This window comes from Pseudomonas deceptionensis (assembly GCF_900106095.1).
Classification (GTDB): domain Bacteria; phylum Pseudomonadota; class Gammaproteobacteria; order Pseudomonadales; family Pseudomonadaceae; genus Aquipseudomonas; species Aquipseudomonas deceptionensis.
Genome location: NZ_FNUD01000002.1, coordinates 3529466 through 3550390 on the forward strand (window position 1 = coordinate 3529466; position 20925 = coordinate 3550390).

21 protein-coding genes and 3 pseudogenes are annotated in these 20925 nt (G+C 55.3%); 12 read left to right on the plus strand and 12 right to left on the minus strand.

Annotated elements, in window-relative coordinates:
- Positions 1-355: 355 nt before the first annotated feature.
- The 5 genes from BLW11_RS16070 to BLW11_RS16090 form a co-directional block, all read right to left on the minus strand.
- The gene (locus tag BLW11_RS16070) at positions 356-1057 is read right to left on the minus strand and encodes a VIT1/CCC1 transporter family protein (protein WP_048361850.1); all 702 of its coding nucleotides are present in this window, start codon (positions 1055-1057) and stop codon (positions 356-358) included.
- A complete protein-coding gene (locus BLW11_RS16075) occupies positions 1054-2058 on the minus strand; it encodes an FAD:protein FMN transferase (protein WP_048361849.1) in 1005 nt (334 codons plus the stop codon). The genes BLW11_RS16070 and BLW11_RS16075 overlap by 4 nt, the downstream gene beginning before the upstream one ends.
- Positions 2048-4228 carry a PepSY domain-containing protein gene (locus tag BLW11_RS16080; RefSeq protein WP_048361848.1) on the minus strand — a complete coding sequence of 727 codons (2181 nt, stop codon included), beginning with the start codon at positions 4226-4228 and terminating at the stop codon, positions 2048-2050. The genes BLW11_RS16075 and BLW11_RS16080 overlap by 11 nt, the downstream gene beginning before the upstream one ends.
- A 25-nt stretch (positions 4229-4253) precedes the next feature.
- On the minus strand, positions 4254-4724 hold the full coding sequence (locus BLW11_RS16085) for a DUF2271 domain-containing protein (protein ID WP_048361847.1): 471 nt from the start codon (positions 4722-4724) through the stop codon (positions 4254-4256).
- Positions 4725-4809: 85 nt separating this feature from the next.
- Complete coding sequence (locus BLW11_RS16090; protein WP_048361846.1) at positions 4810-5133, minus strand: PepSY domain-containing protein; 324 nt, start codon at positions 5131-5133, stop codon at positions 4810-4812.
- Between the two features lie 132 nt (positions 5134-5265).
- Between BLW11_RS16090 and BLW11_RS16095 the strand changes: the two genes are divergently transcribed.
- Positions 5266-5925 carry a response regulator transcription factor gene (locus BLW11_RS16095; RefSeq protein ID WP_048361845.1) on the plus strand — a complete coding sequence of 220 codons (660 nt, stop codon included), beginning with the start codon at positions 5266-5268 and terminating at the stop codon, positions 5923-5925.
- Entirely contained in the window at positions 5922-7256 is a 1335-nt protein-coding gene (locus tag BLW11_RS16100; protein ID WP_048361844.1) for an ATP-binding protein, read from the plus strand. The genes BLW11_RS16095 and BLW11_RS16100 overlap by 4 nt, the downstream gene beginning before the upstream one ends.
- Positions 7257-7497: 241 nt before the next feature.
- Here BLW11_RS16100 and BLW11_RS16105 read toward each other — a convergent pair.
- Positions 7498-7668, minus strand: a pseudogene (locus BLW11_RS16105) (arginase family protein); the annotation flags it as partial.
- A gap of 149 nt (positions 7669-7817) precedes the next feature.
- On the opposite strand from BLW11_RS16105, the gene BLW11_RS16110 reads away from it, so the two are divergent.
- From BLW11_RS16110 to BLW11_RS16125, 4 genes are all read left to right on the plus strand, one after another.
- The gene (locus tag BLW11_RS16110; protein WP_048361843.1) at positions 7818-8654 is read left to right on the plus strand and encodes an MliC family protein; all 837 of its coding nucleotides are present in this window, start codon (positions 7818-7820) and stop codon (positions 8652-8654) included.
- Between the two features lie 485 nt (positions 8655-9139).
- On the plus strand, positions 9140-9574 hold the full coding sequence (locus BLW11_RS16115) for a YeeE/YedE family protein (RefSeq protein ID WP_048361842.1): 435 nt from the start codon (positions 9140-9142) through the stop codon (positions 9572-9574).
- 2 nt (positions 9575-9576) lie between these two features.
- A complete protein-coding gene (locus tag BLW11_RS16120; RefSeq protein WP_048361841.1) occupies positions 9577-9996 on the plus strand; it encodes a DUF6691 family protein in 420 nt (139 codons plus the stop codon).
- 402 nt (positions 9997-10398) lie between these two features.
- The gene (locus tag BLW11_RS16125) at positions 10399-11451 is read left to right on the plus strand and encodes a metallophosphoesterase (RefSeq protein WP_241486180.1); all 1053 of its coding nucleotides are present in this window, start codon (positions 10399-10401) and stop codon (positions 11449-11451) included.
- 560 nt (positions 11452-12011) lie between these two features.
- On the opposite strand, the gene BLW11_RS23860 is transcribed toward BLW11_RS16125, so the two are convergent.
- From BLW11_RS23860 to BLW11_RS16135, 3 genes and pseudogenes are all read right to left on the minus strand, one after another.
- The gene (locus tag BLW11_RS23860; RefSeq protein ID WP_139272560.1) at positions 12012-12374 is read right to left on the minus strand and encodes a hypothetical protein; all 363 of its coding nucleotides are present in this window, start codon (positions 12372-12374) and stop codon (positions 12012-12014) included.
- A 103-nt stretch (positions 12375-12477) separates the two neighbouring features.
- Positions 12478-12767, minus strand: a pseudogene (locus tag BLW11_RS16130) (DNA cytosine methyltransferase); the annotation flags it as partial.
- A gap of 74 nt (positions 12768-12841) precedes the next feature.
- Positions 12842-13108, minus strand: a complete 267-nt coding sequence (locus BLW11_RS16135) for a hypothetical protein (protein WP_048361805.1) — start codon at positions 13106-13108, stop codon at positions 12842-12844.
- Between the two features lie 116 nt (positions 13109-13224).
- Here BLW11_RS16135 and BLW11_RS16140 point away from each other — a divergent pair, with 116 nt between their 5' ends.
- Complete coding sequence (locus BLW11_RS16140; protein ID WP_048361804.1) at positions 13225-13452, plus strand: hypothetical protein; 228 nt, start codon at positions 13225-13227, stop codon at positions 13450-13452.
- Positions 13453-13924: 472 nt separating this feature from the next.
- On the opposite strand, the gene BLW11_RS24095 is transcribed toward BLW11_RS16140, so the two are convergent.
- Positions 13925-14134 carry a hypothetical protein gene (locus BLW11_RS24095; protein WP_241486175.1) on the minus strand — a complete coding sequence of 70 codons (210 nt, stop codon included), beginning with the start codon at positions 14132-14134 and terminating at the stop codon, positions 13925-13927.
- 789 nt (positions 14135-14923) lie between these two features.
- Between BLW11_RS24095 and BLW11_RS16165 the strand changes: the two are divergent.
- Positions 14924-15058, plus strand: a pseudogene (locus BLW11_RS16165) (lysis protein); the annotation flags it as partial.
- A 72-nt stretch (positions 15059-15130) separates the two neighbouring features.
- Here the strand turns inward: BLW11_RS16165 and BLW11_RS16170 are convergent.
- Together BLW11_RS16170 and BLW11_RS16175 are read right to left on the minus strand one after the other, a co-directional pair.
- On the minus strand, positions 15131-16384 hold the full coding sequence (locus tag BLW11_RS16170; RefSeq protein WP_048361801.1) for a ferredoxin reductase family protein: 1254 nt from the start codon (positions 16382-16384) through the stop codon (positions 15131-15133).
- 201 nt (positions 16385-16585) lie between these two features.
- Entirely contained in the window at positions 16586-17131 is a 546-nt protein-coding gene (locus BLW11_RS16175) for a cytochrome b (protein WP_048361839.1), read from the minus strand.
- A gap of 184 nt (positions 17132-17315) precedes the next feature.
- Between BLW11_RS16175 and BLW11_RS16180 the strand changes: the two genes are divergently transcribed.
- From BLW11_RS16180 to BLW11_RS16195, 4 genes are read left to right on the plus strand one after another with little or no spacing between them, the layout of a single operon-like run.
- Positions 17316-17993 (plus strand): thermostable hemolysin, encoded by a 678-nt coding sequence (locus BLW11_RS16180; RefSeq protein ID WP_048361800.1) that lies wholly within the window; start codon positions 17316-17318, stop codon positions 17991-17993.
- Complete coding sequence (locus BLW11_RS16185; RefSeq protein WP_048361799.1) at positions 17983-19464, plus strand: AMP-binding protein; 1482 nt, start codon at positions 17983-17985, stop codon at positions 19462-19464. Before BLW11_RS16180 ends, BLW11_RS16185 begins: the two co-directional genes overlap by 11 nt.
- Positions 19461-20135, plus strand: coding sequence for an iron-containing redox enzyme family protein (locus BLW11_RS16190; protein WP_048361798.1), 675 nt, complete (start codon positions 19461-19463; stop codon positions 20133-20135). Before BLW11_RS16185 ends, BLW11_RS16190 begins: the two co-directional genes overlap by 4 nt.
- On the plus strand, positions 20122-20925 hold the full coding sequence (locus tag BLW11_RS16195) for an SDR family oxidoreductase (RefSeq protein ID WP_048361797.1): 804 nt from the start codon (positions 20122-20124) through the stop codon (positions 20923-20925). The genes BLW11_RS16190 and BLW11_RS16195 overlap by 14 nt, the downstream gene beginning before the upstream one ends.

Genomic DNA, 20925 nt, shown 5'->3' on the forward strand with positions numbered 1-20925 from the left:
CTTCAGATATCATCTAAAGTTCCACGATGGAACTTTAGGTCAAGGGTCGAGACCTCGGCTCGTCGTGATAGCTTCATCGTCGCGGCGAGCGGAGTCCCGGGTGAAGTGTCCCCTTTACCTTTCCTCGTTTTATTTAGCCTCTGCAAAGGCGCGTGGGACAGCTCCGTCGTCCCGTGCTCCTGCCGCGTCGCAAGGCAGACCGGGTGGTAGGGCAGAGCCCTACGGTGCTATCGATCTAGTCGGGCATATCGCCCTGAAGGCGAGCAATTTCGTCGGCGAGGTCTAGTTTCTAACGCAAACAGGGCGCCCCATCGAGGATCGGGCGCCTTTTGTGTTGTTGGACCGCGGCTGCGTACTAAACCACCGCCCCGAACAGCACCCCCACGGCTGCCGTAATGCCCATGGCCAACGCCCCCCAGAGGGTTACCCGCCAAGCGCCGATCCCTATTTTTGCACCCCCGGCCTTGGCTGCAATGGCGCCAAGGCCGGCAAGAAATATCAGCGACATGCCAGATATCCACGGCACTACACTGTGGGACGGGGCGATGAAAATGACCGCCAGGGGCAACGCGGCGCCAAGCACGAAACTGGCGGCTGAGGCGAGTGCGGCTTGCAGTGGTTTGGCCGTGAGTGCTTCGCTGATGCCTAGCTCGTCTCGGGCGTGTGCGCCCAGTGCATCGTGCGCCATTAATTGATCGGCCACCTGGTGCGCCAAGTCGGATGATACCCCTCGGTGCATGTAGATGTGGGCAAGCTCGCTGTGTTCGGATTTCGGGTTGCTGGCCAGTTCGGCCCGTTCCCGCGACAAGTCAGCCTGTTCGGTATCGGCCTGGGAGTGCACGGAAACGTATTCACCCGCCGCCATGGACATGGCGCCCGCCACCAGCCCGGCCATACCGGTCACGATCAGCGTGGAGTGGGTGGCGTTGGCGGCGGCGACGCCAATCAACAGGCTGGCGGTGGAGACGATCCCGTCATTGGCCCCCAGGACTGCAGCACGCAGCCAGCCGATACGGTCACTGCGGTGGAGCTCGGTGTGCCTGTGCATGAATTTCATGGGTTAACGGGACTCAGGTTATTGACGAGGTTGGATTCGGCGGCCTCAGCCTGCGCTTGCTGTTTGCCGCCTACAATCGATATTTCTTTTAGCTGTTCACCGTCGCGCACCACGAACAGTGCGTCCATGCCACGTGCTTGCGCCAGGCGTGGGCCTTCGATTTCGCCCAGCACCAGCAGTGCCGAGGCCCAGGCATCGGCAAGCATGCATGAGGCAGCCACGACGGTGACCGCCGCAAGTGTGTTGCACAGTGGTGCGCCGGTAAACGGGTTCATGGTGTGGGCGTAGGTTTGCCCACCTACCTCCACCCAGTGTCGGTAGTCCCCGGACGTGGCGATGGCGGCGTCGCTGAGTTCCATCACGCCCATGACTTCTCGCACGCCCCGGCAGGGTTTTTCAATCGCCACGACCCAGGGTTGGGCGTCAGGCTTCATGCCTTGGGCGCGCATTTCGCCGTCGATGCCGACGAGGTAGCGGGTGATGCTTGACGCTTCCAGGCAAAGGGCCAGTTCATCGACGCCAAAGCCTTTGGCAATGCCATTCAAATCCAGCTTCAGAGGCGCCCGCTTGCGTACCCGATTGCGTTGCGTGTCTACCTCCAGTCCCGCGCTGGCGCAAAGCCGAGCGCGTGGCGACGCTATCATGAGCGCCTGCTCGGTGATCGTCTGTTCGCCGGGACCGAAGCCCCAGGCTTCCACCATGTCTGCGACGGCGATGTCGAAGGCGCCCCCGGATTGCTGGCTGACCCGCAGCGCGGCCGCCAGCACCGTGGTCAGCTCTTTGGGCACTAGCAGCCACTCATGCTCGGGGGCCGCGTTGAGGCGGCTGAGGTCAGAGCCGGCTTTCCAGGTAGACATTTGCCGGTCCACCCGGCTCACAGCGTGGGCTAGGCGCTGACCGATCTCGTCGGTGTCGATCCCGGCCGCCGCATAGAACACCGCGGTGTAGCGGGTGCCCATGGTCTCGCCGTTCAGGCTGTAGCGCTGCACATCAGTAGACATCTTCACGGTAGCGTCCTTGTGCCTTGAGGGTCAGCACGCTCAGGTTCAGCGGAGCCAATATTTCATCCAGGGCCTGCATCACGCCTTTGGCCATTTCACGACTGCCGCAAACCAGTACTTGTGCGCCTTTTTCCACCAGCCGGCGCAAGGACAGTGCATCAGTGAGCAGCCGGTCCTGGACGTAGCTACCGTTCTGTACCTGGGAAAAAGCCGCGCGCAAGGCGGTAAGTCGCTGGTCTGCCAGGTAGCGGTTAAGTTCAGGCTCGTACAGAAAGTCCGAGGCCGGGTTGCGCCCGCCCCAATACAAATGCATCGGGTGGCGGGCAGTGTTGTTGCGAATGAAGCCGGCCAAGGGGCCAATGCCGGTACCGGCACCGATCAGGATCACCGGGTGTGCGCCCGACGCAGGACGAAACTGTGGGTTGGGCTGGATAAAGGCTTCGACCGAAGCGCCGATGTCCAGGCCATGCAGGAGTTGCGAGCAGAGGCCTCCTTGGTGTTTGCGTACGCAAATCTCGAGCACGCCGTCCGTGGAACTGCTGGCCAACGAGTAAAAACGCGGTACTGGGCTATTCGCCGAGATAATCCCTACCAGGTCTCCTGCCTGGAAGCCCGGTAGTTCACTGTGCGCCTTGAAGCGCAGGACGTGGGTTGGCGCATTCACTTCTTCGCCATAAGCGATGCGCTCGGCCAGCTCCAGTTGATAGGTGCGCGGTGGCTCCGGTGTATGGGCCAGGGCCAAGTCATGCCCCAGTGCTGTGGCTAGGGCGTGGCCCCAGCGCGCAAATTCCTGGGAAGACTGGCGGTTGACGGTTTCCAGCCCCAGCAACGGTGAGGCACCGGCCAGTTCCAGCGCTGCCTGCACCTGATGGGCGTACTGACAGAATTGTGGAAACTGGCGGTCCCCAAGCCCCAGCACTGCAAAGGGCTGGCCGGGTTTGACGCCCTCGTGGTTCAGCCGTGCCAGAAACTGCGCGGCCGACGCCGGTGCATCGCCATCACCGTGGGTCGCGGTGAGGATCAATAGTCTCTGGGCGTTGCGGTACTTGCCTTTCCATTCATTCATGGGCGCGCTATGCACTTGGTACCCAGCCTGATGCAAGGCCGCATGCAACGTGTTGGCAAACCCCCATGTGGTGTTGTTTTCAGTGCCTACCAGAATCACGCTGTCGGCGGAGTGAGCAGGGCTGTTGTGGCGAATGTTCGGACCGGCTTTGCGACGGCGCCACCAGAGCAGGATGCCGGTCACGCTCATCAATGGCACACAGAGGGCACAGAGCCCGAGTGGCAAGCCCAGCCACCAGAGGCCTTCTGCGGTGTGTAACTGATAGATCCATTGGTAGACGGTGCGCATTGAGTCGTGGGGTTGATAGGACAGCAGGGCGCCGCTGACCGGGTCCACGTAGCCAACACCCTGGGACGTGCGCAGAGAGAACACATCGTTTGGATTGCCCGGGCTCGGGTAGACCAGTTCACGCAGGTCATTCAGGTCGATGGCCTGCAAGGCTTGCAGTTTCGCCACCGGTAACGCCGGGCCGGCGCTGATGTGGGTGGGGAAGGCCGGTTCACTCTGGCTGCCGTCGGCGATCAAGCCGAAGGTCGTGGCGGCCATGTACAGCCCGCTAACTGCCGACAGCAGCAGCCCGAGCAAGGCCAGGCGCCCGACTTCCGCATGCCAGCGCTGGCTGAACGTACCGCGCAGTGGCCGCAGCAAATTGCGCCAGCCACCCAGGCGCCGGGCCAGCAGCAACGCGCCGGACACTGACAGGATCAACATGAGCAACGCACCGACGCCCGACACGCCATGGCCCTGTGTGCCCATGAACAGCGAGCGGTGCAAGTCTTTCACCCAGCGGGTGAAGGCGGACGGCGCGGAGGGCGCGAGGCCCTGGCCGGTCAGTGGGTCAACCGTTTCCGCCCCGGACTGGCCATCGCGGTTGTAGTAAACGATGACCGTGCCGGAGGCGGTGCGCTGGATTTGCTCCACGCCTTGAAAGTGACGGGCGACGCCTTCCGCCAACTGGCCGACATTAAGCTGGCCGGCAACGGTGGACGTGTTGTGCAGGCGTTCCAGAGCCGGATCAACCGACAATACCGCGCCACTGATGGCCAATATCATGACCAACAGGGCGGCGATCAGACCGGGCAGCGAATGACACTGGCGAAGCATGTTCAGCCTCCAGGAGTGGTGGTTGCTACAGGTCGTAAGTAAACGCGTTGACGTAAGTGCTGCCGGTTGCCGGCTTGCCTGATCCTTGGGTGGTCAGGGGCACGCTGATGTCGGCTCGGCCTTCACGCTGGTTCTCCACGGCGCTGTCGATTCGGATCTGATACCCGGCATCAATCAAGGTGTCTGCCAATTCAACACTGACTTTGAGGGTGCGTCCGCTGCCCACGCTGGCACCGCTGACCCCGTCAAACTCCCTGGGGTTCTGGCCGCTGCCGCGGGCCCAGTCAGTCAAATGCCGGTAGTACTTGGCCTTCTTGCCGGCGACCCACAGGGTTTTCTGGTACTGGCCATTGGCATCGGTGACGTAAATCGCCAGGTACGCATCGTTACCGTTGTAGTCCTTGAGCTGGGTCGTCAGGGTCACTTCACGGGCCTGGGCCAGCCCCGGCAAGGCAATGGCGCCGGCGAGGAAAGTTGCAGCGATGATTTTTTTCATGAGGACGTCCTGGTTGAGCGTTGTAGCGAGAGCCTGAACTTGCTGGCTGACAACAGCCTGAAAGCCCTGGAAAAAATCGAAATGCTCATTCAGCACCCGGGCTGACGAGGTAGTCTCGGGCATCACCGTCGTCGCCGAAATTGACGTGCAACGTGCGCAGACGCAGGGAGGCGGGTGCATAACGCGCCTCGATGGCGTTGCCCCTGCGGTCAGTGCCCCTGAGCTTGTAGCAACCGTCGTCGACCTTGATGCGCTGCACGCTCCAGCCGTATTGCTGCTCCACGCGTTGACGCAAGGTTTCCCGCGGTTGCCAATCGCTGGCGGGCTCGCTGCAGTCGTCATCAGCGAGGACGCTTGCGCTGAGCAACAGGCTCAACAGCGCAGTACGTGCAATAAAAGCGGTTTTCATGATCTGTCTCCTGCCGGATGGGCATCTGTGGCATACCCTAAGGTGCATTCCTGACAACCAGCTGAATCTTCAGATTCACCTCAGGTTTGGCGGTTAAGGTACTGCACGACACTTATCAGGATGAGGTAGCAGATGCGGGTTTTATTGGTCGAGGATGCCCCCGGGCTGGGGGAGGCAGTGCGCGAACAAATCGCCGACGATGGTCATGCCGTCGATTGGGTGCAGCGCCTGAACCACGCGAGCAATAGCGTGCGCACCACGCCTTATGACTTGATCCTGCTGGACCTGATGTTGCCGGACGGTCGCGGGCTGGACTTTTTGCGCGAGCAGCGCTCAGCGGGCAACGTGACCCCGGTGATTATCCTCACCGCCCAGGACCAAATATCCGATCGCATTGCCGGCCTCAATGCCGGAGCCGACGATTACTTGGTTAAACCGTTCGACCTGTTTGAACTCTCGGCCCGGGTGGCAGCCGTGGCCCGACGTTACAGCGGCAACCCCAACCCGCAGATCAAACTCGGTGAACTGCAGATCGACATGAACGCTCGCACAGTTCAGCGCGCCGGTACCACCGTGGACTTGACCGCACGCGAGTGGGCGCTGTTCGAGGCATTCGTACAGCGTCCCAATGCGTTGCTTTCGAAGTCCCAACTCGAAGAGCGCCTGTACGCTTTTGGCGCGGAGATAGAGAGCAACACCATCGAGGTCTATATCAGTCGTCTGCGCAAAAAACTGGGACGCGACCTAGTTGAAACCGTTCGTGGCATGGGTTATCGGTTGACACCGGTATGAAGTCGTCGATAAGCCTGCAAAAGCGCCTCGGCCTGGGGTTAACCCTGGGCATGACATTGCTCTGGCTGGGGGCGACCGTCGGCGCTTGGCTGGTGGTACAACATGAGTTGAATGAGGCGTTCGACAGCGCCCTGGAAGAGACCGCGCAACGCATCCTGCCCTTGGCCGTACTGGAGATTAGCAACCGCGAAGCGCCCCGCGAAGCACAACACGTGGCCACCTTGAAAATGCACAAGGAATACCTAACGTACCTGGTGCGCGATACGCAGGGCCGGATTTTGATGCAATCCCATGACGCCAACCCGAAGATCTTCAATAAACAGCCGGGGGAAGGGTTTTCCACCACTGACAAGTATCGGCTATATGGCGCGAGCGCGCTGCGCAAAACACTGTTCATTGAGATTGCCGAACCGCTGGCTCATCGCCGTGAAGCGGCGCGGGAAGCCTTGTTTGCGTTGTTGCTGCCGTTGTTGGCGCTGATCCCTGTCAGCCTGTTGGGCACCTGGTTATTTGTGCGCATTAGCTTACGCAGCGTATTGGCCTATCGTCGCGCCCTGGAAGCTCGGGGTGCAGGGGATTTGTCACCGATCAACGTGGCACGACTGCCGGCAGAAATCGACCCACTGGCCGACGCGGTCAACCACTTGCTTGAGCGCTTACGCAAGACGCTGGAGGCCGAACGTAGCTTTACCGCAAACAGCGCCCATGAACTGCGCACGCCGATGGCCGCGACATTGGCGCAGATTCAGCGCTTGCACCAGGAAGCGCCAGAAGGCCCGTTACGCGTGCGGGCGGCGAAGATCGAAAACTCATTACGCGACCTGGCGAGGCTCTCGGAAAAGCTTATGCAACTAGCCAAGGCCGAGGGTGGTGGGCTGCTATCCGAGGCGCCCCAGGACCTGATCCCGTTATTGGCCCATGGGGTCGACGAGTGGAATCGCAACAGTGGGCAAAGAATCCAACTGCGACTGCCGACCCAGAGCAGTGTTTATTCAGCGATTGATCCTGACGCGTTTGGCATCCTACTGCGCAACCTGATCGAAAATGCGTTGAAGTACGGTACCGTGGACCAGCCGGTTGAAGTCAGCCTCACAGACCAGGCGCTGCTGCAGGTGATCAACGGAGGTCCGGCCGTGCCTGAGGCAGTATTGCAGCGCCTGACCGAACGATTTGTGCGGGGAAACAGCGAAGCCAGTGGCTCAGGGCTGGGTTTGGCTATTGCGAAAACGATTGCGATAGGGGTCAAGGCGACTTTAACCCTGGCCTCGCCAGCAACAGGTCGGAAGGAGGGGTTTGAAGTCAGCGTTCAGTTTTTGTGTCTGCCAAGGTAAATGCGGATTGAGCCCTGACGGCTATCAGTATCGCATCGGATTGACGTCTAACAGCACGGCGCTAGAATTCGCTAAGCCCTCTGCTAGGGATAGTTTGCGATTCAGGCTTTTTATTAATTGGTCATTGGCGACAGCATCATCCTCAACAGGAGTTATGCTGTCGCCAAACTGAGTCTCTAGCAAAAATAAGCCAAAGCTCCGCTAAGGCTATTTATTAGATCTGCAAGGTCGCATAGCACCATTAGAATTTATGTTGAGCGGCATAAGGGCAGATCATTTCCATAGCCAGCGCGCTTATCTCTGCTTGGTCATAGGCAGGTGCAACCTCTGCCACATCCATACCTATGACATTAATGCCTCGCAGCCCACGCAAAATCTCAAAGGCATGAAAAGTTGATAAACCTCCGCATAGCCTCCTCTGGGTGTGCCTGAGCTCAGGCCATTTTGAAATACGATTTTTTCAACAAAATCGGCCAAATAGGACATCCATCAGGGACGGCGACCGGCCAAAAACGGCGGTGCGATAAGGTTGGCGACTGCTTAAATCAAAAGGGGCCACGCATGAGAAAATATTTGGTTTTGTTGTTGGTTGGTGCCACAGGAGTTGCTCAGGCGCAATCGATATGCACTTATCCATGGTATCAATCAGTCGATAAGAGATTCCATACAACTGACGGGCAAGGGCATGGGCCGGATATAGGCTCCGATGAATGGAAATCAGTGATCGAATTCAAATTAGGGGTTCGCGATGGGGCAAATGTCCCTGAACGAAGTTCCGATCAGTGGTGCCAATACATTGATCAGCATATCAATGGGATGCAAGTGACTGGGGGCAGTACGGAAAAATCGTCGATAGTCAATGAGACGCCTGGCCCTTCTTACGATTGCGCCAAGGTGAAGCCTGGCGCTATCGAAGCGATGATATGTGAGGACAAGGCGTTATCCGTGCTCGATCGCAATCTGTCGGAAGTTTATGCCAGCGCGAGAGTCAAGGCCGGCAACGAGCATCCACCCCGGCTTAAAGCAGAAGAACGTGGATGGATAAAGGGTCGCGACGACTGCTGGAAGAGTGATTACGTCGGTGCATGCTTGCGCATGGAGTACCAGCGCCGCATCGCCGAGTTGCAAGCACGGTACCGATTGGTACCGGAAACCGGTCCTGTCTATTACGAATGCGAGGGCAACCCTGCCAGAGAGATTGCTGCCATGTTCTTTAAAACCGATCCGCCGACATTAATCGCCGAGCGTGGAGACAGCGTATCGCTCATGTACCAGCAGCCAAGTGGCAGTGGCGTAAAGTACCTTGGACGCAATGAAACTCTTTGGGAACATCAGGACGAAACTATAATCACTTGGGGATACGGTGCGCCCGAATCACATTGCAAAAGAAAACCTTGAGCAACGATCCAGTCAGCTGGGTAATTGCATTCTGGCGAAAGCTAGCAAGTAGCCTGAGGCAGCTTTCGTGAAAGGATGCACCGGCCGATATCAGACCTGCCTGACTCTCTGTTTTCTACCAATATCTGCCGACCGTGACAGGCATAAATCTGCCAAAAGCGACCAATCCAACAAGTACTCAGTACTCCACTGGGTCCGCGCTGGAGTGGGGCCGGGCTACGGGACATCCATTAGCTCAACGATGTCGACTTTAGCTTTAGTGAAAGTATGTTTAAGGTGGCACTCACCATTATCTGATAGTACATAGACCCGGAGCGTTGCGCAGTAGTCATCTATGTTTGATATTTTTTCTTTGAATTGACTACGACAAGCTTCAGTCGTTCTTCGATGACTCCCTTCAGGGAGATCAACCTTCCGATCCCACAAGATTTGTGAGAGCACAAATCCCAGACCCTGTATCAACACTTTTGTTATGGAGAAGTTTCATGAATGTCGACTGGCTTAACTTCACTCCCTGGTCATCCCTTGCCGGTGGCGCATTGATTGGTCTCGCGGCCAGTCTATTCGTGGTCGCTAATGGGCGTATCGCAGGTATCAGTGGCCTGATTGGCAGTCTTTTACAGCGAGGGAGTGAGGGGGGGAGTGAGAAAGCGCTTTTTCTCCTAGGCCTGCTTATCTCGCCGCTTCTATGGGGCTCGTTCTCCTCGCTACCAAAGATTGAGTTCCAAAGTGGCTGGTTCGGACTGATCGTCGCCGGTGTATTGGTGGGTATCGGCACACGCTACGGATCAGGTTGCACCAGTGGCCATGGGGTATGCGGCATATCGCGCCTTTCGCCGCGATCGATGGTTGCTACTGCGTGTTTCATGTTCAGTGGTTTCGTCACGGTGTTTGTCTTGCGTCATCTGCTTGGGGGTTGAAAATGACTAAACTGACTGCGTTCATTACTGGCCTGCTGTTCGGTTTGGGGCTGCTTTTGGCAGGGATGGCCAACCCAAGCAAAGTACTCGCTTTCCTGGACCTAACCGGTGCTTGGGACCCGTCCTTGGGATTAGTCATGGTCGGGGCAATCGCCGTGGCCGTTGGCCCGCTAGCATGGGCACACCGACAATCCAGTTCGCTGCTGGGAAAGCCAATGCAGCTTCCGATCAAACGTGAGTTGGACAAGCGCTTGATCGGCGGGAGCCTGTTGTTCGGCATCGGCTGGGGAATAGCGGGCATCTGTCCTGGCCCCGCAGTGGCAGTTCTGCTGACAGGACGCTGGCAAGTGATCGTTTTCATGTTGGCCATGCTGGCCGGCATGTTGTTGTTTACCGCGCTGGAGAGCCGGCGCAACCATTGACCGAAGCCTGCGTATTACTGCCGGACTGCTTCTCATTTGCCTCGGTCTATCCGTGTGATCGGCGTGTGGGGAGTGGATAGTTTAGTGCCGTTTTTGGCCCAGAGTGTGTAAAAACGTTTTTACGCGCAGCATGAATCCTAAACTTTAGGGTGGAGTTCCGAAACTATTTCACTATGTGGGCTTGGCGATGGCTCTTACACGCCAGTAATGCACCGCACTATGGGCACGGCATATGTCGCTTATCAATGGTCGACCTCGTGCCACCCTGAAAAGAGTATCGGACAGAAAAGATATGAAAAACACTTCAGTTTTTAACGAAGAATGAACAACAGGTGTGATTTATTGGGCGTAAGTTCGAACTGAACTTCCCGCCTTTCTGGCGATACCCTGTGAGTGCATTAATTGAAACGCACAATTTCCCCTTTGATGGTTGAAAAACGTTCGATGCTCCGGAGGATTGCGCTTTGCTCGGGAGTGACCTTCGCTCTTCTGCTGACAGCGGGCGGCTACTGGCTATTTACGCCACCCGCACCTTATGTACCCTTGAGCGGCTTAGATCCCGCGTCGGTGTCAATGATAGCTGTGGGTGATCAAGGCAGCGGCAAGTGGCTGCAGTGGCAAGTAGGTCAAGCCATGGAGAAAGTTGCGTCCACTGAGGGGCGGCTGAACATGGTGGTGCTTCTAGGCGACAATTTTTACGGTAACTCGTTAACCAGTACTCATGACCTCAGCTGGCAAATCAAGTTCGAGCGTGTTTATTGGGGCCGCTGGCTCAGTCATGTACCGTTCTACCCTGTGCTAGGTAACCATGATTACCCAGTGTCGCAAAAGTATGAGATCGAGTACGGGCAACAGCACAAGGGGTCAGGCCGCTGGCAGATGCCTGCGAGCTTTTACGTCAAGGATTTCGGTGATGTAGACGGGCGGCCATTGGTGCGCATGGTATTCCTTGACACATCGGCGCCACGTGAAAGCTTGCAACAGCAAATTGACTTGATTGATCAGGCATTTCAGGCAGGCGGAGCGGCTCCTGTATGGCGAATCGTGGCGTCCCATCACCCTGTACGCAATCAAGGTCAGCATGGTGATGACTCGGATCTGGTGGCCAGGCTGTTACCGGCTTTACAGCGCAACAAAGTGGATATGCTTTTATCAGGTCATGATCACAATCAGCAATTGCTGTTGCGTGCAGGGGAGCCTGCTTGGGTCATCTCCGGTGCTGGAGGTCAGAGCCTTTATGCCCTTAAGACGCCTGCGCCTGATAGTACATTCTCTACATCGTCAGCCGGTTTTGCTAAGCTCGACTTGGATGCCAATCAACTGCGGTTAGCTTATTACAATGATCTAGGTGGCCTGGAAGTTTGTTATCGCTGGGTTAGAGAATGTCCGTGGATGGCTAAAGGTTGTTTACTGCCCGATGAACCACAAGGGACCAGTATGCAGTTAGCACAGTGAGTCACCCCTGACGTTATAGACGTACCCGAAAGATTACTTTTGCAGTAGCTGAGCTGTCTATAGGGGGAGCGTACGTTTTGCTAATTGATGGGCGCTATAGGGTTATTTTGTCGATCGGGCGCATGAATAGGGCTGAAACACTTCCGTACCACAAAATTAAACTGTCGCCCGGATATGTTCAAGATAAAACAAGTAGAGCAATGGTGTTGTTCCTAGTTCATATATCCTCGATTAGCATATGCTTCACCTCCAGACTCATGGCATCATCTGGGTGCAATAGCCGCACTTGAAAAGGATCTCTTTGCACTTGTCGCCGTCACCTTCGTCGAAGTCGTGCATATCTGGATGCTGAAACGAACCCATGTCATCGCGCACGACTTGGGCTGGCTTGATCAATTTGACCTCTTCAGGATGACATCGTACTTGCCGCTATAACGGCTGACTTTGAATTGGGAGAGGTTTTGTTGCGGGGGGGGGGGGGGGGGTGAGATGAGTCGGTTTTGATAGACAGACGAGTAAGCGCTTCTAGGAAGCGCAAGCCAGAATAGTTTGTCATGCGCTCAGGCAGCGCAGTAGTTTTGCCTTATTGAATGCTTTTCAGAATTAACATGTTGAGCCTTATGTTCATGGGCTATAAACGGCTCAAAAAGTCCAATAAGGAGTTTTTTTAGTTTCAGCGCTACATGCTCTTCAAGATCGGTAATTGTACATTTTGAGCTAAGTGATCGATGGATTTGTCCGTTTGGAATTTCTAGCGCCTCAAGAAACCCATCAATGAAACCATCAATATAACCTTCTAGTCGCTCGCATTGAGCAAGACGTGACAGCCCTCCTGGGGCGCCTTGATAGTTCCAGGAGACATGAAACTGTCCACCGATATTTTTTACTTCTATGTATTTGAATCTCTCTGAGAAGGTACTCATGCTTCACTCTCCATAACGATGCATGTTCTTGTTAGGTAGGTAAAACTATAGATTTCGGCTGTTAAAGTCTATTTCTTGGTAATGCTAGCGATGAAATCCTTATTCAGGCGGCATTTGCTCGGCTCTCTTTCATCATCCAAGGGGCGTTAGCTCTGATCAGCGCAGCCATCGACGGTGGGCTGACGCTGTTGCCACACATATGAACCTGTTGGGTTTTGGTGAAGGACTTACCGTCGACGCGATGGCTGATGATGTAGTCGCCCGAGAAGCCGTGGTTTTGTACTGCTAAGCCGGTTACAGCATCCATAGGCACATATCGACGATCACATGCGGAGTGCCTTTGATGGTCATGGCGACCAGTGCCAGGCGGTCGTGGGTAGTGATGGTCGGCGCAGATACTGCGTGTCGCCTTATCACTGTTGTCGCATTAGCTGCTCCGGAAGACTGCGACATTCTGCTTATTTGCTTTAGTCCACAAACTCTGTCGCTGCCTTGACCTTGGGTTTGTTTGGCGGAGCTGCGTGTGCAGATGACACCTCTTTGGTGTAACTGTCAGTGCTTCCAGCGCGCCAGCAGTCTAGTTTTTGCATTTTGTTCACGACCCAAAGGGCATGTGCGAGGAATAAAGCGGCAGTCCCGCAGCCAATCACTACAGTGATCGTTTCAAGCAAATGCACGCCACTGCGAGCATTCCCGCCGTATTCAGTTTTGAAGTCGAGAAGAGATTTATCCATGTGTACATGGCATAGGCTATCCTTACCCAAATTGAGGTAACGGGTTTTAGAGATAAGAGTGCCGAAACTTGATTTATAGGGCGGCATCTGGATATGACTGAAAAAGGAGCTTCTACATGAATGCCACGCAGCGCAGCCTTGTTGAGATATCTCTCGTAGTATTAGGGGTGGGGTCCTTATTAGTAGGGGCTATACTTTTAGTACTTTTTTATCTAGAAATCGGAAGATTAGACTACCTGTTTGATCCCGAGCAGTTTGCATTAATAGTTTGGCCTCCATTTTTTATTGGCGCTATTTTACTCTGGGCAAGAGCTTTTTTTAGGTCTGCTGATAAGTACGAATAGGTTCTATCAGGCACTCATATTTTTTGTTTATGATATTTAGAATGTCAGTTACGGAAGGCTAATAAGGCCTGCCAATTGCTTTTCACTCATCTGGTTGGCGCCGCGAATGAAGCGCGATATCAGATCCTGTCCCCATCGATCCCGGTACGCGCCATGGTTCGTTTCAGCGGGGCGTCATCGTTGTGATAAAGAGCTGTGACAATCGTTCGTGACAGCACGAGTGCTTCTTTTTCCTTCGTACTCAGCCTCTCGCGGTCGCGCTTATCACGCTTCTGTTCGGTTGCAGATCTGCCCATGGCTTGCCTCTTCAAGCCCTCTGGGAGGCAGGTGGTGTTGGGTTTGCCAAGGCGTCGTTGTGCCGATGCGTTGACGCGCTTCACATGTGACTGCCGAAGAAGGCGAACACTGTCAGCGTGATGCCAATGCGCAAAGTCCAGCAGTTCAGGAATTTTCCGAACTGCTTAGCGTTGAACTACTCTGCTTTTGCCTCTAGCTCACGAGCATAGGTAATGACGTTGTTGTAGCCGAAGCGCTCGGCTACGACTGCGCCTATAGCCTGATTGATCAGCGAAAAGGTGTTGTTGCCGCTCGGGCGCACGATGATTAGCGGGGCCAGCGGTGGCGGTTGTACGCCGGGCTTTTTGTAGAACTCGGCCGTGGCCTGCTGGGCTCGTGCGCGCAACCCGTCGAGAACGTTGATCGCTGAGCGATTGATGGGTGCATGGTCGATCCTCGACTTGGGCTACGGGTATTCGTCGGCACTCAGACCTTACGACAAGGGTGAGCTGAGGAATAACTGCAGGCAGTAAAAAGCCCAGTCGAAACCGGGCTGTGTTGCACTCTTAAAAGCCACCGAATGTAAGAACAAGGCTGTGCGGGCGTGCCCTTCACGATTTACTTGTGCATAGGCTGAGTCCTCCGTTTTGAGTGTCAGCAGGTAAGGGGTGATACAGGTGTGCAGTGTCTGCTGGACTGGCATCCGCATCGGTCTTTGCTCAAGCCGTAACAAAGCTGGAGCACAGTCAGATGCATCCTGGTGCTGGGGAGTACCAAGGGCTCTGGCAGTTAGCGACAGGCTGTCGTGGCGCTGGTTAATTCGGATTAACCGACCAGATCAAAAGAGTCAGCGCGGCGCGTAATTCTCAGTTCGCCGCCTCTGCGCTCACTGGGGCGGCGATTACGTCGAGCCATCCCGCTATCATCAAGACCTTGCATAGTCATCACTCCGACTAGCAGCAAGCAGAGCGGTGTGACGATCTGTCGGCGCATCGCTGCGGCGACCATCGCGCCTTGGCGGTGAACGCCGAGCTTGAACATGGCGCAGGGTCGCAAGGATGACGCGGGAGAGGGTGAAGGCCCTGCAGATACCAACCTTGATCCTGTAGAAACCGGCCTGAAGCTGCTCGATGTGATCCCGGAGTCCAACTTGACGCGACAGACACTAACCACCAGCGGCACCGGCTGCGTGGCTCATGCAGCTCATAGAGCCCAACATGAGCCAGCGCATGCTCAACGAATTATCGGTATCACCAGCTACGGCGATCAAGGATTGATCGCGTTTCAGGCCTGTAAGACCTATGTTGCAGGTGTGTTCGTCTCAGAGTGATGGATTTAGACCCATGGCCTGTAGTAATCGGAGTATTTCACTCAGAGGGCTCAGTGTTCTAGTGTTGATTATTTACCGGAATTCAAAAAGTTCGATGTGCAAGTTAGTTTGTGGAATATTCAGTGCTCGCATAATTTCACGAACGTTAACCAATAGGCCCTTAGGACCGCAGAAACTGATTTGAACCTTGTCGGGGGAGGTTTTTTTAACGGCTTGACGCATTGTTTCGGCCAGTACATCGAGACCCTTGTCATTGCTCACAAACTCGACGCCTCGAGCTTGTGCCATACCGAGCAAGTGCTCTGCGGGCGGGAAGGCGCGAGCGGGATTGAAGCAATATACAAGGGTCGCTTTATCCAGATTTTTAGCGCCAGGATCTTTCAGCCAGGAAACAAATGGTGAGATGCCCACGCCTGCGCCAATCCAGATTTCGCGTTCAGCCTGGGGCTGGCGTTTAAAGCGGCCATATGGGGCGTAAATATCTGCGAGCATGCCAATCTTGACCTGTTCGGTCAGTTTTTTGGTGTAGTCCCCCAGTGGCCGTATCAAGAACTCGATCTGTCCACTTTCATCATTGGCGCTTGCAATGGTGAAAGGATGAGGCTCTCGCAGGCCATTTTGTTTCATCGCCAGAAAAGCAAATTGCCCAGGTTTGAAGGCGAACCCTTTGTGTACCGGAGTGAGTGTTAAGTGAAGTGTTCCATTTTTGCTCGTAACTGCGGTTACCCGATATTCGCCAGCGCGGGCGACAAAGGGGTACAGCGTTAATTTGTAGACTGCTGCAATCACACCCAATCCGCATAGTGAGACCAGCCATACCCCGGAAGGGCTAGTCAAAGTAATCGGTGATTTAAAGCTGAGCCAGTGCACAATTACGATCAAGAACAATAGGCCGGACAGTTTGTGCCACCAGCGCCAGACGTTGTAGGGAATATTACGGTTTAAGGCGAGCAGAACAATCAAGCCCAGGGCGACGTAGCTCAATTGACGTACGAGCCGGGTCCAGTACTTGGGCAGCTCCCAAATAGGTACGCTGTTCCAGGCATCCAGATTGGCCTTGAAAACAAAGTGGTAGGTGGCAAATACCAAGGCCCAGACACCTAGCCATTTATGCGCATCATAGACTCGGTCCAAGCCACCAAAAATGTTTTCAATCACCCTCCAGCGACTCGCGAGCAGGCAGGACGCAGCCATGTAAACCATGGCTGTCGCGCCGAGTACCAAACTCAGGGTCGCCGAGGTTAGCCAAGTATTGACAGGGATCTCGATTAGCAGAGATATGGTTGTGATTAACAATAAACCGACGATCCAGTGCCAGTTTTTCAACGCTTATGCTCCTTTTAGCAACCCGAGGTATGGTTTGAAAATTTACTTTCATCTTCATTGAGAAGGCACGTATCTCAGACCTTAGCAGGTTACAAAAAAAGGGAGGGTGATCTCGATCAGCACCATGGCACGTGAAGTGTGAGCCTCGTCGGTAATCGAGAGAGTTACAGATAAACACATAAGGCGTGTAAGCAAGTCCGGCTAGTGGCGTCTGGGTAGCATTCGAATCAGTGTGTTATCGCCAACTAGGTAATGATGGAAAAGTCCTGCGCCGGCGTGTAGACCGATTAGCCAATATCCAGCACTGCCTAACCATTCATGCCAGTTTTTAAACTGCCTCGCCATATCGGGATCCAGAGCTATGGGCGAGGGGAGCGTAAAATCGAAATACGGAACGGATTTGCCTGCGGCACTGAGCATTAACCAGGCCAGCACGGGTGTGGCAATCATAAGCACGTAAAGTGAGATGTGCGTCAGAAAGGCTAATGTCCTCTGCCAGGCAGGAGGACGGGGCAAGATTGGCGGGCGTTGTTTCAAACGCCCCAGAAGCCGGACCCATACCAGTGCGAAAATAGCCATCCCGAACATGGCATGCATTCCCAGCAAGGGGGCCTTGAATGTGCTGCCTCGAGGTAGTAATCCCTTGATCTCTATACAAGCGTAAACACCGAAAAATAGCGCCAGTATTAACCAATGCAAAATAATCGACAGATTTGCGTAACGCTGAGCAACTGAATCGTGGGTCATGAGAGGCCTCGAAAGAGTCATTGCAGGCATTCGAATTATTCGTGTTGCCTGGATTCGGCCTGTAACCGAATCGACGTATGTCAACCTATAGTCAGAGTCTTAATGAAGTCTGAAGGTGATCTTCAGACTTCGTTAAGAAATGCTCCCGATACTCCTCCCAACATGATCCCGGGAGGAGTCAGCAATGCCCCATTTCGACTGGAAAATTCCCTTACCACTGCGCTTCGGTCACGTCGGAAATTCTCAGATGTGTCTGGCTAGAGCGCTGCCAGATGACCCCCAGCGTCCAGTTTTTGAAGCCTTTATTCAACAACGCTTCCTAACAGCCCACGGTGCCGACATCCGTCATTTTATGCCCGAGCTATTCGGTATGAGTGACGCTGCGGGTGAACTCTTTGCGGTAGCGGGTGTTCGCAGGGCGAGTGCCGAGCCGCTATTTCTGGAACGCTATCTGGATGAATCGATTGATCCGCTGATAAGTGCCACAGCGGGTCGTCCCGTGGAACGCTCGGGCATAGTCGAGGTAGGTAACCTGGTAGCCAGCGACACTGGCAGTGCACGTTTGAGCATCATAGCTATCACCTATTTATTGGCCATGGGCGGGCAGGAGTGGGTGGCGTTTACTGGCAACGCGGGCTTGGTGAACAGCTTCCATCGGCTTGGATTGAAGCCGGTGACACTCTGTGCCGCCGATCCGGCGCGATTGGGTGATGACCAACACGAGTGGGGCAGTTACTACGAAAGCAAGCCTTGTGTGCACGTCGGTAACATCCAGGCCGGCTTTAATCATCTGCACACTACGGGACTGTTCGGTCGCCTTGGGCTGACATTGTCCGGTGAGGAGTCCAGTCATGTCGCTTGAAATCCAACGTTTCAAACACATGTTGCGCAGCCACGCTGAACAGAAATCCAGCACCATCGCCTTGTGGGGCGATCAACTGAAACTGGACTACGCCACGCTCTACGCAGAAGTGATGTATCGCCAGCAGCGACTGCGCGATGAACAGATCAAGGTTATTGCACTGGCGCTGGACAACGGCGCTGAACTCATTCTCTGGGACCTGGCTGCTCTGTTTGAAGGCGTGACCTGTCTCATGCTGCCGCCATTCTTTAGCCCGGCACAACGTAAGCATTGTTTGATACAGAGCCAGGCTGAGCGGGTGATTGCTGAGCCGCATCTGGAAGTAGAACTGGAATCCTCAGGATATGTGCGTAGCGGGGTGTTCTGGAGTAAAGCCTTCAGCGGCGTGAGTCCGATGCACGAAGGGACTGCCAAACTGACCTTCACCTCGGGCACTACCGGAACCCCCAAAGGTGTTTGCTTAAGCGCCGAAGCGATTTTGAGGGTCGTTCGTGAGCTGGATCATGCGAGCAAACCTACCGATTCGCAGCATCACCTGGCTCTGCTGCCTCTGGCGATCTTGCTGGAAAATATCGGGTGCTACGCCGCGCTATACGCGGGGGCGACCTTGAGTTTACCAAGCCAGAACACCCTGGGCATTGAGGGCGCCAGCGGCGTCGATGTGGCGCGTTTGCTTGGTTGCTTGGCCAACCGTGCGCCGGCAAGCCTGATTCTGGTGCCGCAACTACTGTTGATATTGGTCAGCGCTGCCGAGCAGAGAGTGTTCAATCCGCAGTCGTTACGCTTTGTGGCTGTGGGCGGGGCCCGCGTCAGCGAAGCATTGCTGCATCGTGCGCATCGGGAGGGCCTGCCAGTTTACGAAGGCTACGGACTCTCGGAGTGCGCCTCGGTAGTGTGCCTGAATCGGCCAGGTTCCCAGCGTCCCGGCAGTGTGGGGCGCCCCCTGCCGCATGTGGACATCCGCTTGGCCGACGACGGTGAAGTGCTGATCAAGGGGTCTCCTCTGCTCGGTTATCTAGGTGAGGCACCGCACGTTGAACAATGGTGGCCAAGCGGGGATCTTGGGGAGTTTGATCCCGAAGGTTATCTCTACCTTAGAGGACGCAAGAAACATCAGTTTGTCACCAGCTTCGGCCGCAATGTAAATCCTGAATGGGTCGAAGCCGAACTGACCCAGGGCCGCCATATTGCGCAGGCCTTTGTCTACGGCGAAGCAATGCCTGGTAATCACGCTCTGCTCTGGCCCCATCGTCCCGATTGTGCCGACGTTGATCTGGCCGCTGCCGTAGCTGAAGCCAACGAAGCCTTGCCCGATTACGCTCAAGTCCATCACTGGACCCGGCTGGATCAACCTTTCACCCCCTCGAATGGTTTTCTCACCGCAAATGGCCGGCCACGTCGCGACGCCATCGTCGAGCATTACCAGGTGCAGCTTACTCAATTCGCTTTTTCCGAAGGATCCACATCATGAATTTTTTCGACACTCTCCAAGAAGCTACCAAGCAAGAACGTCATGAGCTGTTCACTTTGCCAATCATCCGCGATGCCCTCGAAGGCAAGGTAAGCCTGGAGAGCTACCGGGCTTTTCTGGCTCAGGCCTATTACCATGTGCGTCACACCGTACCGTTGATGATGGCGTGTGGCAGTCGTCTGCCGTCGCGCCTAGAATGGCTGCGCAAAGCAGTCTGCGAATATATTGAAGATGAGTACGGGCACGAGCAATGGGTACTCAACGACATTGAGGCTTGCGGCGCAGACAAGGCAGCGGTACGGGATGGGCGACCGTCTTTACCGATCGAGTTGATGGTCAGTTTCCTCTACGACTTGATCGCCCGTGACAACCCTGTTGGTCTGTTCGGTATGGTAAATGTTTTGGAGGGCACCAGCATTGCTTTGGCCACCCACGCTGCAGGCAGCATTCGTGAGCGTCTTGAGCTGCCGGAAAGCGCTTTCAGTTATCTGAGTTCTCACGGCTCCCTCGACGTTGAACACATGCAGACTTACCGCCGTCTGATGAACAGGCTCGATGACCCTGCCGACCAGGCTGCTGTTATTCACGCCTCGAAAGTGGTCTACAGACTCTATACCGACATGTTTCGCGGTTTGCCACGTGACCAGGTGAGCTTGCATGCGACTGTCTGAGGCTCGTGTGGTCCTGACCGGTGCCAGTGGTGGTATCGGCCTGGCAATTGCCGATGCCCTTTGTGCCAGTGGTGCTCGCGTGCTGGCGGTAGCCCGGCACCGGGAAACGCTTGCACCGCTGCTGTCGCGCTATCCGCAGCATTTGTGCTGGGTTGCCGCTGATCTGACGTGCTCTGCTGAGCGGCGCAAAGTGTTAGCCGCCGCTGAGGCTATAGGCGGCATCAATCTGTTGATCAATGCTGCCGGAGTCAATCACTTTGCCATGCTTGAACAGCTTGATGACGTAGAAATCAACGCAATGTTGGCGGTGAATATCAGCGCCCCGATTTGTCTGACCAAGTTGCTGTTGCCGCTGCTTAAGCAGGCAGACAGTGCGATGGTGGTTAACGTTGGTTCGACGTATGGCTCCATTGGCTATGCCGGTTATGCCAGCTACTGCGCTACCAAGTTTGCACTGCGCGGGTTTTCTGAAGCCCTTAGGCGGGAACTGGCGGACACCCGGGTTGGCGTGCTTTATGTTGCTCCACGTGCCACTCGTACCACGATGAATAGCTCTGCGGCTCAAGTACTGAACGATGCATTGAATGCTGGGGTTGATGATCCACAAACCGTTGCTTCGGCTGTGGTTCATTCTATTGCAGGTGACCGCCGGGATTTGTACTTAGGCTGGAAGGAGCGCTTTTTCGTACGGCTCAATAGCCTTTTTCCCCACTTGGTGGACAAGGGGCTACGTAAACACTTGCCTCTGATTCGCCGCCTGAGTACTAAGCCTGAAAGAGAGAAGCGCTAA